6 protein-coding genes are annotated in these 16546 nt (G+C 39.2%); 1 reads left to right on the top strand and 5 read right to left on the bottom strand.

Features of this window, described 5'->3' with window-relative positions:
• Window positions 1–239 precede the first annotated feature (239 nt).
• The gene (locus ACFOZY_RS05830; RefSeq protein WP_378153394.1) at window positions 240–4115 is read right to left on the bottom strand and encodes a S8 family serine peptidase; all 3876 of its coding nucleotides are present in this window, start codon (window positions 4113–4115) and stop codon (window positions 240–242) included.
• A 148-nt stretch (window positions 4116–4263) separates the two neighbouring features.
• Window positions 4264–9570, bottom strand: coding sequence for a S8 family serine peptidase (locus ACFOZY_RS05835; RefSeq protein WP_378153269.1), 5307 nt, complete (start codon window positions 9568–9570; stop codon window positions 4264–4266).
• A 429-nt stretch (window positions 9571–9999) separates the two neighbouring features.
• On the opposite strand from ACFOZY_RS05835, the gene ACFOZY_RS05840 reads away from it, so the two are divergent.
• Window positions 10000–10482 carry a sigma-70 family RNA polymerase sigma factor gene (locus ACFOZY_RS05840; protein WP_378153271.1) on the top strand — a complete coding sequence of 161 codons (483 nt, stop codon included), beginning with the start codon at window positions 10000–10002 and terminating at the stop codon, window positions 10480–10482.
• Between the two features lie 57 nt (window positions 10483–10539).
• Here ACFOZY_RS05840 and ACFOZY_RS05845 read toward each other — a convergent pair whose 3' ends face one another.
• From ACFOZY_RS05845 to ACFOZY_RS05855, 3 genes are all read right to left on the bottom strand, one after another.
• Entirely contained in the window at window positions 10540–13071 is a 2532-nt protein-coding gene (locus ACFOZY_RS05845) for an EAL domain-containing protein (RefSeq protein WP_378153273.1), read from the bottom strand.
• A gap of 224 nt (window positions 13072–13295) precedes the next feature.
• The gene (locus tag ACFOZY_RS05850; protein WP_378153275.1) at window positions 13296–13880 is read right to left on the bottom strand and encodes a competence protein ComK; all 585 of its coding nucleotides are present in this window, start codon (window positions 13878–13880) and stop codon (window positions 13296–13298) included.
• 183 nt (window positions 13881–14063) lie between these two features.
• A complete protein-coding gene (locus ACFOZY_RS05855; protein WP_378153277.1) occupies window positions 14064–16268 on the bottom strand; it encodes a hypothetical protein in 2205 nt (734 codons plus the stop codon).
• Window positions 16269–16546 lie beyond the last annotated feature (278 nt).

Below are 16546 nucleotides of genomic sequence, written 5' to 3' on the forward strand. Positions count from 1 at the left end.
GTCATTTCCTCCCCTAATCTATCATTTTATCCAGAAAATATTACTGAATATTTATAATTTAATAGATTAAGATGACGAAAAATACAGAAATGTATCAATTAATAAAAAAATGAATCAAAGGGAGTGCACATTATTTCTATATACATATCTAAACTCCTAAACAAATACAAAGATAATAGGTCTATTTTACTGAACAGAAAAAACCCCTACGATTTCTCATAGGGGCTACAAAAGCTCTATTAAATTTCTGTTAAAACAGGTTTTACTGGTGCTGGCAAGACCGGTACTGGCTTACCAGGTAGTTCTGGTGTTACTCCAGGAGTTCCTGGTAATTGCGGAACTACTACCGGATCAGTAATAATTGGTTTACCTGGTAATTGTGGAACTACCGGATCTGTTGTAATTGGTTTTCCAGGCAATTGTGGTGTTACAGGTTTCGCGGTAACTGGCGGTTCCACGTTGTTATTACCTTTTTTACCTTCCCGTTTAATCACAATCGTTTGTGTTGTTTTATGACCAACTAAATCCTCGACTTCGAATACAAACTCATTGTCTCCTTCAACTAAAGCTAACTCAACAGTGATTGTTTTATTAAAGCCTTTCATTGTGTATGGTTCAGACAATTCTTGGTTGAATTTTTCGTCACCATTTACCGTCAAACGCATTTGATCAAAGTTGTCTTTAAAATTAACCTTCACTTTAACTGTTTCTTTTTTTACGTTTGAAGGTGCATTTTCAACTGTAAGTTCTGGGGCAGCAGTATCGACGAAGATGATTCTTCGGATCTCCATGAAATTATCATAGATATCTGTTGCTGCAACTTTTACGTCCTTCACGCCATCCGTTAATGTCAATACGTGAGAGAAGTTTAATCCGTCAAACTCATCCACTTCTTCACCATTAATGGTTAAAGACTTAATGTCAGATTCATCTTCAACTCGTCCTTCAACTAATACTTCCCCAGTGCCATACGCGGAGAAGAAGCCCGGTTCGTTAATGTAAATGACTGGCTCATTCTTTTCGCCTCCAACTTTAGCTACCCCATAGTTAGAAGCTGAGTCAGCAAAAGCGACTTCCACTTTAGCCTTTTCAGGTACTTCTTGCGTAATGACATACTCAATTGCATCAGCAGCCAATTTGCCTGAAACAACCTCACCATTGACAAGCACTTGCCAGTACTCGATTCCAGTTCCATCACCATCTGAAACATTAGATAGTTTAACTGTTTTAGTTGTTGAGTCGTATGCCACTTTTGCAGTCGGTACTTTTGTATCCACTTTTACTGGGTAAGAGATGGATTGCCATTCGGCACCAGCAAAGTCGATTACACCGCTAAGTTTAATGAAGTATTGACCATCAGCAGCTACTTTGCCATTGATCTTTCCATCCCAAGCGTAGTTCGGGCTATAAGTGTACGGTGGCTGACCAGCTGCACTAATATAATGCTTTCGCAATTCTTTTGCTGTTCTCAGAGTACGAACAACATTACCTTTAGCATCTACTACTTCCACCTTGAACTCTTTAGCATTTCGCATTAAAGAGAATACAGGGACTGCCTGATCACGTACTCCATCATTGTTAGGAGAGAATCCGAATCGATTTGTATCAAACGCTCCCCCTCCAGTAATGAAGGACCCTTGCTCGTCAGCCAATGCTGTGTAGCCCCAATATGTCATTGGATTCCAAGCGAAATAGTCAAATAGAGGTGCGTCATCCCATCCGCCATTGAAACCGAAGAACGGAACTGTCAATTGGGGATTGCCCGTAATTTCTTCGTTTGGATCAGTCAATGTAACGAATCCATCGACAAAGAAACCATTTGTAAAGAATGAACGTAAACCTTCCAAGGAACCTAAGTCAATAGATACATCAAACACAGCTTTTCCTTTCTTCGGAACTGTGATTTGGTTAACTGCATCTATGTCTACATCTTCTGTTACAACTAAAGAACCAACTTGATTTTGCGGAGTAATATAAACCCCACCAGCATCAACTGGATAGTCTGTTTGTACAGCAACATCAACATTGTAAGTAGCGTCTCTATTCGAGAAGTTTTCAGCTTCTAACGTGAATGTTGCCACGTTTCCTGTAATTTCTTTTAATGCAACTTTCGCTTCACCTGTTGCTTTGTTTGTCACTACAACGTTTGTGTTCAAAGCGTTAGCCAGTTGCATCAATCCAGCACCTTGACGGCGTGGAGATACATATTCACCTTCAGCGAATTCAACCGGTTTGGCAGTGTTCATCATTAAGTTTTTCGCCATTTGAATGCGTTTAGACTTCTTCAGTTTGAACTCTTTGTCGACTCGTTCCATTACCAATGCTGTACCACCAGCTACGTGTGGCGCAGCCATTGAAGTACCGCTCATGATTCCGTATTTATTATCATTCAATGTCGAGAAGATATTTCCACCCGGAGCTGTAATTTCAGGTTTGAAATCCAGGTTTGGAGTTGGTCCCCAAGACGTGAATGCGCTCATTTGTCCAGCTAATGGATTCGCCGTGTTTGTAAACTGTCCATCAAACTGTACGGTTACCGTTTGTCCTGCATCCAGTGCAGACTTTAATGCATCCCCATCTGCTTTTAATGAGAACATGTAAGGGATTGTGATTGCCGGATCGGACGCCATGTTGACAGTTCCTTCAGCATTATTGTAGATAATGATTCCAACAGCTCCTGCAGCTTGGGCATTTAATCCTTTTTCTGTAAATGGAAGTTCACCACGTTGAACTAATGCAACCTTGCCATTAAAATCTTTTCCAGCAAAGTCTGCAGGTTTCCCAAGACCAGCAGCCATAATTTCAACTGGCCCGCTGAATGTCTCTGATGGATCCGCAGTATTAGCCAATAAATAAAGTGCTCGTCCAGCATCTGCTCCATCAAACGCATATTTATAGCTATATGCTGTTAATGTACTATTTTCAAAAGAAGCGACACCAAAAGACTCATAGGATACACTTGGTGAACCCGTCAATCCATAGTCTTGGTTTTCAGCATACGGATAGAAATAGCCATCACCGAATAATGCTGAGTTACCTGCTGAAATTGCAACAAGCACGCCATTGTTCACTGCTCGTTTTACAGCTTGCTGTTCCGGATTCTTAGAATCTACAAATCCTGCAGTCGAGCCGAGTGACATATTAATGACGTCTGCACCCAATTTAATCGCATCATCAATTGCTTCAATATAAATGTCTCCATAGGTAGATGGGAATAAAGGATCGTTACCGAATACTTTCAAAGCAAGTAATTGAGCTTCAGGAGCAACCCCTTTAATACCACCATTTTCTTCATTACCATTTGCACCTACTGTACCAGCTACGTGCATCCCGTGCATGGAAGCATCCGGACCAATATCACGAATAATATCGTTATTATCCATATAGTTGTAACCAAATGGAACTTTGGCAGTGTAGTATTTACCATCTTCAATACTACCGTTTTCAAGCAATGCTTCTACTTCTGCAGATGTGATTTCGCCTGATGCATCATCAGTCAACACCATATCTTTATGGTCAGGATCGATACCAGTATCAATGACTCCTACAACCATTCCTTCCCCTTTGAAACCATATTCGTTCCAAGCTTGTTGGGCTTGTACTAGTTCTTTCGAATAAACCATTTCTGGTTTTTCTACAGGACGTTCGTATTCAGTAGATTCATAAACTGCTTTTACTCCAGGCGTATTTGCAATCTTTTCTACTAATCCTGCCTTTACTTCTGCAGAGAATCCATTAAATACAGTCGTAAAATCGGCTTTAAATTTAATGGTTGGTGCTGCCTTTTGTATGCTTGCTTTTACATTTTGCTGTTTGCCTTCAACTGCTCTCTCTAAATTTTGGCGTTCTGTACGGCTCAATTCTTTGTATAGAACCCCTTGTTGAGTTGCCTTTTCTATTGTGGGAGCATCCGTTAATTCAACGATGATCCTCACATTCTCTTCCGGATTTTCCGGATTTGCCAAGCGTTCCGGAAGACTAATATCCGGCTTGCTTAGAGTTAACGGACTTGTCCCACTCTTTGGTGTGAGTGCAGGACCTGTTGCAGCAATGGCTGCACTGCTGAACGATAAGATGAAGATAGTCATTAGCAGAAGAACACGTTTTAACTTCACCAACTCTTTTTCCTCCCTACTATAAAATGAATTTCGGCCATACAATAGATTATATGAAGTAGGTTAGTAAAATATGACTAAATATTTAAAATATTAATAGAATAAAAATAGAGTGACCCGTGTATTTTGGATCACTCTATTTATTCACTTATATTTCTCCTAATTGTTTCAACAAACGGTATAATACGACGGAAGTTTGTGCCCTGGTCGAAAAATCCCTTGGTCTAAATGTCCCATCATAAAAACCGGTTAATAGTCCAAGAGAAGCTGCAGCTTCAATAGATTTAAGAGAGTTAGGATTCACACCGCCGATATCATTAAATTCATTAACTACATTTAAACCCTTCAACTGATCAGGATTTTGATACTCAATAGCCCGGATCATCATTAAAGCCATTTGCTCCCGTGTAATAGGCAAATTCGGTTCAAAAATCCCTGCAGATTTCCCCTTAATGATTCCTGCACGATAAGCAGCTTCAATTTCAACATTTCCCCACTCCATATGTTCAGGAATGTCTTTGAATATTCCCTCAAAACTCTTATTCGGCAGATTCAGTGCTCTTGCCAACAAGACGGCAAATTGTGCCCGTGTCATTTCATCATCTGGAGAGAAAACATTCTCTGCCGTACCAGATGTAATCTTTCTGGACGCTAATACTTCGATTTCGTTTTTCGCCCAATGGTTATGAATATCAGCAAAAGTACTATACGATTCAACTGCAACAAATTTAGAGAAATGTCTCGTCTTAAAGCGTATAGCGTGGTCCGAGTAAATTCCACCAGAGTAATCCAGTCTTCCTGTTTCCTCGTTTAAATAGTATGCCGCCACTTTTTCATGATCTTCTGGAAAAGATTTTATTGGCATGATAACAGTAATCGGCTCTGCAAAGTTTGATACTCCCCGTGTTCCTTGATTTCCTGTAATTGAAATTGAAAAGTCAAACACATCTGATACTAAAATACCTAAAGTATTCACTTTCGCATCATTCACCAATTCAATTTGAAATGAAACTTTTTCATTCGCACCAAGGTTAATACTTTTAATTACTGACGATGGAACATCCACTTCAATATTCCCAGCTTTAACTATTAATGATTTACCGGAATCAGCTAATGCTTTCATCGACTTAGACGTAAGCTCTGTTTTTACTGTCGGTTGACTGATAGTAGGGGCAGGTGCTTCAACTTTTACCTCTTGTGTATTAGGAATTTTCACCTGTTCATCTACTAGTTGATCACTTGTCGGTGGCGTGGGCGGTTTTGGATCCGGAGCTGGATTTGGGCGTGGCCTTCTCTGAACCGCAACAATCACCGTAGCTTCTAAATTGTCATAATAAGCAGTTACCGCAGTCTTTCCAACAGCTTTACCAATTACATCATTGTCTTCGATCTCTATAATTTGATCATCAAAATCTTTAAATTTAAGTTGGCTTGATATGTCTTGAATATCAATCTGATTTCCATCGGAATCAATAGTGATTAAATTTGCCTTAATCGTTATTCTATTACCTACCAGCATTGAGAAAGTGCTATCCTGAAGAACCAGTACTTGTTCAGTTTGCGGCTCTTCACTTTCCATTACATTTACCGTGAATCTCTCTTCCAAATTGGAGTATTTCACAGTTACTTCAGCTGTTCCCGGAGCTTTAGCCTTAATTGTACCTTTCACGCTATTTAGCACAATTACCGGGTTATCAATTGAATATTCAGCTACTTTAGTAACGTCTTCACTCGTTGTTCCTTCTGCTGTTGTGGTAGTGTAAGTGATTGTAAAATCTACTTCCTGGTTTTCAACCATATTGATGGTAGATGGAACTAATAACTCCTCATATTTACCCTCGCCAAAAACAACACGTTGGTTTGTAATATTGCCTGCAATGTCCTCTACTTCGAAGAGATACACACCGGATTCGGTAACAGGTACATTTATAGGTAGTTCTTCTTCAAATCCTCCTATTTCATCAGGCGTTGCATCATTGGTATAGACTTGATCTCCATTAACTCTTAAAACAATGTATTTATAATTATCTTTTATTCGAATTAAAAAGTTAATGGACTCTTCATCACTTTCGAGAGTATTAATCTCTAATAATGGTGCAGTAGTATCGACATAGACGGTTCTTTCAGCATTGCCTATATTGCCATACCGGTCTGTTGCCTGCACTGAAATTTGTGCAGGTCCATCTTCCAGTTTTAGTGTATGAGTGAAAGTAGCATTAGTAACTTCGGCTTCATTTTCATTTACTAATACATGTTCTATAGTCGATTCATCCTCAATACTACCTGTTACCGTTATTTCACTAATATTATGAATGGAACCTTCTACGGGACTATCAATTGTGATGATTGGCCCATCCGTTTCCACTTCATCATCATTTATAGTCACTTCTACTTCTGCTGTATTCTTTGCATGTTCTGTCAGTGCTACACTAATCGTATCTTCCGGCATTAAATCTTGGTCTAAAACAAATATTTCTTCTCCCGGATCCAATTCACCTGAAACTATTTCACCATTCACTAATACTTCCCAGTATTCAATTCCGGTTCCGTCTCCATCATCTATATTCACCAATTCTACCGTTTGTGTAATAGAATTAAATATAGCACTTGCAATCGGTGCAATTGTGTCGATTTTAACAGGGACTATGATTGATTGCCATTCAGCACCTGGATAGTCAATAACACCACTAAGCTTTATAAAATATTGATCATCTACGGCAGGAATGTTATTAACCATCCCATCCCATCCGTAATTTAAATTGAACGAATATGGGAGAGCATCAGTTGTATTACTATAATGTTTCCTCAATTCTTTCGCTGTCCGGAGAGTACGGAGCACTTGTCCGTCATGATCGGTCACTTCAACCCTAAATTCCTTGGCATTCCTCAGAAGGGAGAAGACCGGAATCACTTCATCAAGTAAGCCGTCATTATTTGGTGAGAATCCAAATCGATCAAGATTGAATTCTTTTCCACCTACGATATAATTGCCATCTCTATCCACCAACGCTGTGTAACCCCAAAAGGACATCGGATCCCAAGCAAAGTGATCAAATAGAGGTGCATCATCCCATCCACCATTGAAACCAAAAAACGGAACAACTAATGGTACATTTCCGCTTACTTCTTCATTTAAGTCAGTTAGAATAACAAATCCATCTACAAAATATCCATTTGTAAAATACTCCCGAAGATATTCAATTCCACTAAACTCAATGGACACATTTAGAGTTATCGAGCCATTTGCTGGCACCGTGAGAAATTCTAACGTATCAATATTCACTTCGTCTGTTACCACATTTGAACCGAATTCATTCGGTGAAGTAACGAGGTAGCCTAACGCTTCTCCCCATTGATCGACTTGTACACCTACATCGACATGATAAGTAATTTCCTTATCGGAGTAATTCTTAGCATCCAAAGTAAAAGTAGCTGTATTGCCAAAAATCTCTTTCAACGCTACCTTCGCTTCTCCGGTTGCCTCGTTCGTCACAACTACTTCTGTGCTTAATGCGTTAGCCAGTTGTATCAATCCGGCTCCTTGCCGACGAGGAGAAATAAATTCTCCTTCTTCAAATTCAATTGGCTTTGCCGTGTTCATCAATAGATTTTTCACCAATTCCACTCGTTCCGAACCAGTTAATCCAAACTCATTGTCAACACGTTCAAATACTAATGCGGCCCCTCCTGCTACATGCGGGGCTGCCATCGAAGTACCGCTCATCATTCCATACTGATTATTATTTAAAGTTGAAAAGATGCTACCACCAGGCGCCGTAATTTCCGGTTTAAAATCTAAATTCGGAGTTGGGCCCCATGAAGTGAAATCGCTCATCTTTCCATCTAATGGATTTGGCTTATGAATGAACTGTCCATCAAATTCAACGGTTACATTTTGACCCAAGTCCAAATGTTCCTTCATTGCCAAACCATCTGACATAAGGATTGACATATATGGAATCTGAATCACAGAGCTTGAGATCATATTGACGGTTCCTTCAGTGTTGTTGTAGATCATTACACCTGCCGCACCTGCTGCCTGGGCGTTCAGTCCCTTCTCTACAAAAGGAATCTCCCCTCTGGATATCAAAGCAATTTTATCCTTGACGTCCTTGTCTTTAAAATCTTCTACCGTACCGAATCCAGTATCGACAACTTCCATAGGCCCCGTTAACAACTTATCGGGGAATGAGCTGTTTGCTAATAAATACAGTGCACGATTCACTTCCTCACCGTTTACAAAATAGTTAAAACTATAAGCTGTCAACATGCTATTTTCAAAAGAGGCTACACTTAAAGAATGCTCCGAAATGCCAGGTGATCCGGTTAAACCATAATCTTGGTTTTCAGTATATGGAAAGAAATAGCCGTCCCCAAACAATGCAGAGTTACCAGTAGAAATAGCTACCAACACTCCATTATCAACTGCACGCTTGACTGCCTGTTGTTCAGGATGGTTAGCATCCACAAAGCCAGCAGTAGAACCGAGGGACATATTAATAACGTCCGCCCCTAATTTAATCGCATCATCAATTGCTTCGATGTAAATATCTCCAAAGGTGGATTGAAATTCAGGATCATTCCCGAAAACCTTTAACGCCAATAACTGCGCTTCAGGCGCAACCCCTTGAATCCCACCATTTTCTTCATTTCCATTTGCCCCTACAATTCCGGCAACATGCATCCCGTGCATCGAAGCATCCGGGATCGAATCTATAATGATGTCGTTATCATCCATATAGTTATAACCAAACGGAATTTTTGGAGTATAGTATTTACCTGCTTCGATTGAGCCTTTTGCAAGTAGAGAGTTTACCTGTTCAGCAGTGATTTCTCCTGATTTTTCGTCTGTAAGGACCATATCTTTATGCGTTATATCGATTCCAGTATCGATAATTCCTACAACCATGCCTTCCCCTTTGAAAGCATAGTCGTTCCATGCTTGTTGAGTTTGTATAAGCTCTTTGGAATACACCATTTCCGGTTTCTCTACCGGACGACTATATTCTGTTGCTTCGTATACCGCCTTAATCCCTTCTATTTTAGCAATTTTCTCAACATGTTCAGCCTCAACTTCAGCAGAAAAACCGTTAAAAACAGTTGTAAAATTGCTTAAGTATTCAATGGATGGGGCTTCGCTTTGAATCTTTTCTTGAACTGTTTCTTGTTGTGAAAGGACTCCTTTTTCAAGTGCCACACGTTCAGTCGGTTTAAGTTCTTTATACAGAACACCTTTCTTTGTCGCTTTTTTAATTGTCGGCTCTTGCTCCAACTCAACAATGATTCGTACCAACTCATGTGGATCTTCGGGTGTTAGCAACCGGCTCGGAACTGGTTTTTGAATTGAAAGTGATTCCTCTACAGTTACCCTACTCCCGTTCATGGCGGAAGCTATTGAATTTAACATTAATACAAATAGAACAGTCATTAGAAGAGTGCGATAATAAGTACGCAAAAAAGCCACCCCCTTTGTATGTCATTAAGAATTTAGCATACTCAAAAGAGGTTCATAACATTAAAAATCGGTTGCAAATGTTTCACGAATATTACCATTGAACTAATCCAACAAACAACGATATGGTTCGATAGAGGGAGATAAATTGTCGTTTCCTTATCAGTAAAGACCTAACAAGTCATCCAGCAAATAAATAGATTTTGCTTGTCGAATAGGTTGTTCCCCGAAAACCGACAAAACTTCTCATTTATCAATTAGTCGTACCATTATTCATATAATCTTGCGAAATATTATCAAAATTCATCATGATATGACCTATATCACTTTTAATAAGCGACTTGGCCCAGGTCGCTGCGTCTGATTTTTTGCTATACGATGTAGTCACCCGGGAATAATCAATGTGTCGTGCACGGCCGGAAAGGTCGGAAGATGAAAAGGTTTGAGGAAGTATTACTGCAGTTTGAGCCGATGATTTCGGCAGCGATGTGGAGTTTGAACATTTACCGTGACCATGATCAGTACCGACAGGCAGCAAGGATCGCCCTTTGGCGAGCATGGTCCAAATATGAAGAAGAGCGTGGCGACTTTGCCCCGTTTGCGTACATGAGTATACGCGGTGCCATTTTGGATGAGTTGAAGCGGGAGAACCGTTATGAAGAACGAGAAGCCCCGTTGGAAGATGAGATATTGAATGTACTGGCCAATGAAGTGACTGCTGCAGAAGATGTGTGGAGTGATCGAATCCAGATAGCCATCTCCGAGTTGTCAATCGCAGAACGTCAACTTCTAAGTTGGATTTTCATCGAAAGTTGTTCCCTAAAATTTTGTGCCGAAAGAGCAGGAATTTCAGTTTCGGGTATTAAGAAAAGAAGAGAACGGGTCATGCGAAAACTCAAAGAAAAACTACAATAATAATGAAGGACAGTTCCTATAGTTCTTTAGAGGACTGTCCTTTTTAATATTCCTAATTTACTTTCGTAAGTTCCTGATGAACTCATAACGATTGTCAGATACAAAGCTGCAATCAGGAACTAATGGAGCATTTCGAAGCTTAATTGCCAGATTGTTTAATATGGGGGTGATTTCTGCTCTTTCGCTTTCGTCAATTACATATTGAACGCCATATTGATAAATTTCCGGCTTTACTTCATTCATCCATACAATGGAGCCCAGTAATTTAATGGATTCTCCGAAGAGATAGGTTTCAAATTCAAGAATAATATTTGGATTCACAGTTAGCTTTAAGTCGGTTAAGAATCGAAGACCTCCTATTCCTATATCTTCGATCAAAACAACCGTCTTTCCAACATCAACCGTTCGACCATTGATCCGAGTTAGCGTCATTGAACCGCTTAACGGAAAATGCAATGGTACTCTGAAAAACTTCCTTTTTTCCACCATCTCGTTTCGATCAGAGTTAGAAACAACCATTTTATCGATTGTCCCTTTCTTTAGTAGTTCTTCAAATTCCGAGGCTGGGACAGGCTTAGCAAACAGGTAGCCTTGAACTACGCTACACCCCATCTGTTTCAGAATTTGGCATTGTTCAATCGTTTCAACACCTTCAGCAACCACATCCATTTTTAAGTTTTCAGCCAACTGAATCATCGTTTTTATTATAAATTCAGACTCATTATCTTTATCTTGATTCATCTCCATGATGAATGAACGATCAATTTTCAAGGTTTTTATATATTTTTTAAATCGGTTTAAATAAGAAAGGGATGAGAATCCGGTTCCAAAGTCATCTAAGGAAATGGAGATTCCTGTTTGTACTAATCCTTCTATAGTAGCTAATACAATTCTCTCGTTCTCTAACATGGACGTTTCTGTAATCTCTATTTCTAAGAATTCAGGATCAAGAATTGATTCATCAAGTATTTGTTGAAAGTTTGTTACTAAATTTTTATCAAAAAACCGTTTGGCAGATAAATTTACTGAAATAGGGATCTGTGGTAATCCGGAATCATGCCACTTTTTGAGTTGCTTGCATGCGATCAAGTTCATCTTTTTGCCAACTTCTTCATTGAGCCCGTTTTCTTCTATTATCGGAATGAAATCATTTGGATACAATAATCCCCATTCCGGATGATTCCATCTAAGCAATGCCTCTGCACCAACGATTTTGTTAGTTTCTATATCGACTTTTGGCTGATAGTAATATTCAAATTGGCATTCCTCAAGGGCCAATCTTATGTCAGATCCTAACTTGAAAGTCTTATATGTTTGAATATCCATTGTCGAAGAATATACCTTATAGGTATTCTTCCCATCACCTTTTGCCATATGAAGAGCTGCATCCGCCTTCTTCATGAGAGTTACTAAATCCTCTCCATCTGTTGGAAAAATGCTTGCCCCAATACTTGTAGTCATAGAAAGGCGATAGTGGTCGATGATAAACTGCTCTTCCATTGAACTTACGATTTGTCTCGCTAAATGAATTATATGTTCTATATTTTTGCAATCAGGTGAAATAATTGCAAACTCATCTCCACTTATTCTAAAAAGAAAATGTTTTTCTCCTAATACTATTTGTAATCGATTTGATACAGATTTTAACAATTCATCACCAATATTGTGACCAATTGTATCATTGATATATTTAAAGCGGTCTAAATCGAGATACATAACCGCCAATCTTTGGTCTATTGTTTTTGCTATAACTAATTCTTTTTCTAATGCTTCTTCAAAAGATTTCCGATTAGGCAATTTCGTCAATGGATCATAATACGCAAGAAAATTAATTTGTTCCCACGCTTTTTTCCGATCTGTAATATCAATAATTGTACCTAATATTATTGGTTTTCCATTTAAAGATATTAGCTTGGAATGAGCTTCAATTTGAATTTCCGATTCATCTTTGCGAATAACACGTACATTATGATTTATACCCGTATCCCCTTCTCTTAATGAGTCAAAGTTTACTTGTAAAAGTTCTCGATCATCAGGATGAACAAAATCAAATATATCAAAATTGTTTTCTGGATATTTAGTGCCAAGTATTTGGTGGTATTGCGGATTTCCATATAAGAGCTGATGTCCTCTAATTATATAGACACCAACCAAAGCTTCCTCTACAATTCCCCTAAACTTTGCCTCGGACTCCAAAAGGTCACTCTCTATTTGTTTGAAGCGAGTTAAATCTTTGATAATAGCAAAAACTCCTACGATATTCCCTTCAACCTTTGCAGGAATCAACGTTGTATAAGTTGGGATTAACTTACCATTTTCATGTAATAAATGAATCTCCATTTCCCTTGCTTCCCCATTTAGTACAGGCAATAAATTCTTCTCATATTCAGCTTGGTCAATTTTTGAAATATAATTTAAAATCGGAGTAATTGTAAACTCTTCTATTGAATATCCGAAAATATTAGTTAGATTCTTGCTTGTTTTTGCAATAATCCCATCCAAGTCCATATAGATTACTAAATCAGGATTAAAATCAAATAACGATCTATAAAATACATCCATAATATCTAATGGATGAAAGTTATTCACTGCAAAAACCTCCTATACTTTGAAATTATTGTAGCAATAACATTTTACCATAATTATGAAAGACTTAGAATAAAACTTTCATAATTATGGTAAAATGTAACCGTTTTTGTAAACAAACTATGGGTACCAAGTTCCCAATTGAAGTTGTATCAATTTCAAAAATTAAATAGGCTGCTTGCAAAATCGTTTAACGACTTCGCAAACAGCCCACTTGAGGCAAAATATTATTTATCTTTATTGTCTCTTTTATTTTGTATAACCATTTCAAAATTTAGTTTTCCATTATTTCGCTGGTAATGATATCGTTTGCCCGGGTCGAGGATGTAGTGGCTCTGGAGATGCTGGAGATTCTGTCGCTCCTCCAGTTTCGTCCTGAGTATGTATCCTCTATCTACGCGACTTTTGAATTGCTTATAGCTGTTTTCTACTCGGATGGTGTCGCCGTTTGAGAGGAAGACAAGAATTTCTCTCTTGCCAAGAGCTTGAAAGTCTATGATGTGTTCAAGATTAAACCAGATTCCATCCTTGCTCATCGGAGATTTCGTCGGAATTAGAATGATTGACTCAGGGCCGTTTAAAGCAATAGGATTGATCTTTGTCTTCAAGATAGAATTCGCTCCTTCAATTTTGCCTCGCAGAGCTGACCCATAATAGAGACAATGATCATCAATCGTGTCATATGGGTTACGCTCATTAACAAATGAATAATTCACTTCCAAAATGTTTGAATATAGTTCGCCATATTTCGAGTACTCTGGCAAAATCGCAATCAATCTTGATGGAATCAAATACACACTTTTCGCTTGCAAAAAGATATCCCCCTCAAAATGTCATTGTAAGTTCATCATGTTTAAACCAAATAAAACCCACAATTCAGCAACCCTCCCACCCCTTTTAAAATGGAAAAAAGATGAGTCTATGGACTCATCTCCATTATACCTAATAATCTTGTAATTTGTGTTAATATTTACTATTTTCTAAATAATTTTGAATTAAGATGCCAGTATTTCTAAACTCATTTGTTCTGGAAGTACTGGTCTTGCCTTCAAAACTGCCTCAATATAAGGATCCATCAACTCTCCAATGTGTTCCTTTTTATCTGGCGCTGCATAAATCATCTTTAATGTTTTGGACATCTTCTCTTGATCGAAAACATAATCCATTACAAAATTCAGCTCTTCCCGGTTCATTTCTAACTCTTCGATATTGGATACAAATTCATCTTTCAACAAATTGAATGTTCCAACCGAATCATCTTCAATTGCATGATCCATTACCTTTTTAGATGCTTTCCCTCCAAGCCATCCACCGACCATGCCGCCTACAATCGTTCCGACGACCGGTACAGCGGAGCCGAAAAATGCTCCTGCTGCCGCACCACCGACACTTCCTCCTGTAGTACCGATGTTTTTCACTAATTGCTTACCTGAGATCCGTCCTTTAATCGCATCATAAATAGAACCGCTGGACATAATGGCTGTTGTGACAGCTAATGTTACGACGTTTCCACGCATGAACTTGGACAGTTGGTTCATCGCAGCCGCTCCGTGGATCGCTTTTTCACCTGATTTACGAACAAAAGCATTTACAATTTTCGCAGAAGCCTTAGATCCGATCAGTTTCTTCGTCACGAAATCCGTTGCAGGACGAAGACTCTTTTCGACTGCAGTACGTCCAATCTGTTTCGTTGCAATATGGTTGAACATCGAGATGCCGAATACTTTGCCCCCGGTGTTCATCGCCTTCTTTGCTGCCTCGTCCAAATCATCGCCTTGCCATACACTTTGAGCGAATGAGATCGCTACAGACATACCGAAAGCCTGGCTGGCATGCACGATTCCCGTTGCGGCATCATACACAACCCCTTCGACTGTTCCAGCTTTAGCAATTCGTTGGGCAGTTTTATAGGAGATGCTTCCTTTCTTCACGATGTCTTTTGCCTGTTCAGGATCCGTGATGCCATAATCCTTCATGTCACCGCGGCGAATTCTTTCCTGCATAGAACGAATCGCATCGTCATACTTGTCCTTCGGAACTTCGATCGACATCGGCTTTCCATTATGTTCATACCGGAACTTGCCATTGTCAAAGCACTCGCTAATACATTTCCCGCCAGTATTACAGTACTTCGTTTGGATAAACTCCCCGTCTACAATCCGGTCCGCACCATTCAGCTTATTATCTTGCCCTTCTAAAACCGCATCTTTACCTTTGAATTGATCAATCAGGTTGTTCGCATGTTCAGCAGCCACGCCATGACCCCTTGAACCTAATATCCGGACATCATCTGCGTAAGCCATTGCTGTGTGATACATGGATGCCCCTACAAACGCAGCGTTCATATAATCTGACCGCAATTTTTGTTCGACTTGAATATTCTCGACCGGCTCCATCGAACCCCCGTCAATTCCAATCATATAATTGGATACTGCATTGATGGCGAAAACAAGATTCGGAATATCGAATTCATTATGGTTCAAATGAGATTCACGTAAATCATTCCGCAACTTAGACAATAGGTCTTCCAAGATCACTTTCATTTCCCAATAGGAAAATTCCCGAGGCTGCGGGAAAGTCCAATCCTTGTTGGAATAAAGAGAAATCTCCCATAACAATGAATTAATTTTCATGAAGGCAAAATATCTTTTATTGTCTTCGAACGTCACTTCCACCTCTTGTTCGAAGTACTCAACCAAGTTCATCGCTTCCTTCGGATGAGTATACTGTTCCCACGCTTCAGGGCGAAGCGTCTCCAACTCAAAATCGACCTTGAAATAACCATCATAACCTGGGTAGTTTTCGGCTTTCGTCATGAAGTAATCTTCTACTGTCATGTTACGATCATATAAACCGAAAGGATATCGGTACAAACAGGCGATTTTTAAAATCGCTGCGTATAGTTGGACCGTCTCCCGATCCTCTGCCAATGTGTAAAGTTGAAGATCCCGTTCCATATCCTGAACAATATCAACCAATACTTTTATGTATAACGTAAACCGTTGATGCTGAAGGCTTACTGAGAAATCCTTCTCATCAATTTTGAATCGTTCAAAATTGTCCTCTACTCTTTTCTTAAACTGGAGGAATGCCTCCCTCTCGATAGGCGACAACTCTTCCTGCCGCTCCTCAAAATCGATCGAATCAATTAATAAGCGTGTTTCTAAATCTAAACTGTAAATCGGTATTCCTTCTTCCAATGCTGTCACTCCTAAACGACAAAAGTCATAGATGATACCTAATTATAGACCTTTTTTACTATATTAATAAATAGTGTAGAGTGAAAATTTGTTGAGGTGTTGTAGTTAGTTAGTCGACATGAACGTTGTAGGTGGTCGACAGGTATAAGTTGTACGTAGCCGACATGTATGTGGTAAGTAGTCGACACGTATGTGGTAGGTAGTCGACAAACACGTTGTATATAGTCGACATTTCATTCAATGGAATGAAAAAACGGAAATTGCCTGAGTACTTACTC

Origin of the sequence: Chungangia koreensis (assembly GCF_042651785.1) — a bacterium.
Classification (GTDB): domain Bacteria; phylum Bacillota; class Bacilli; order Bacillales_A; family Planococcaceae; genus Chungangia; species Chungangia koreensis.

What these genes read in the sequence shown, in the direction of transcription:
- ACFOZY_RS05840 (WP_378153271.1), top strand. Translation starts at nt 10,000, where the DNA reads ATGAAAAGGTTTGAGGAAGTATTACTGCAGTTTGAGCCGATGATTTCG.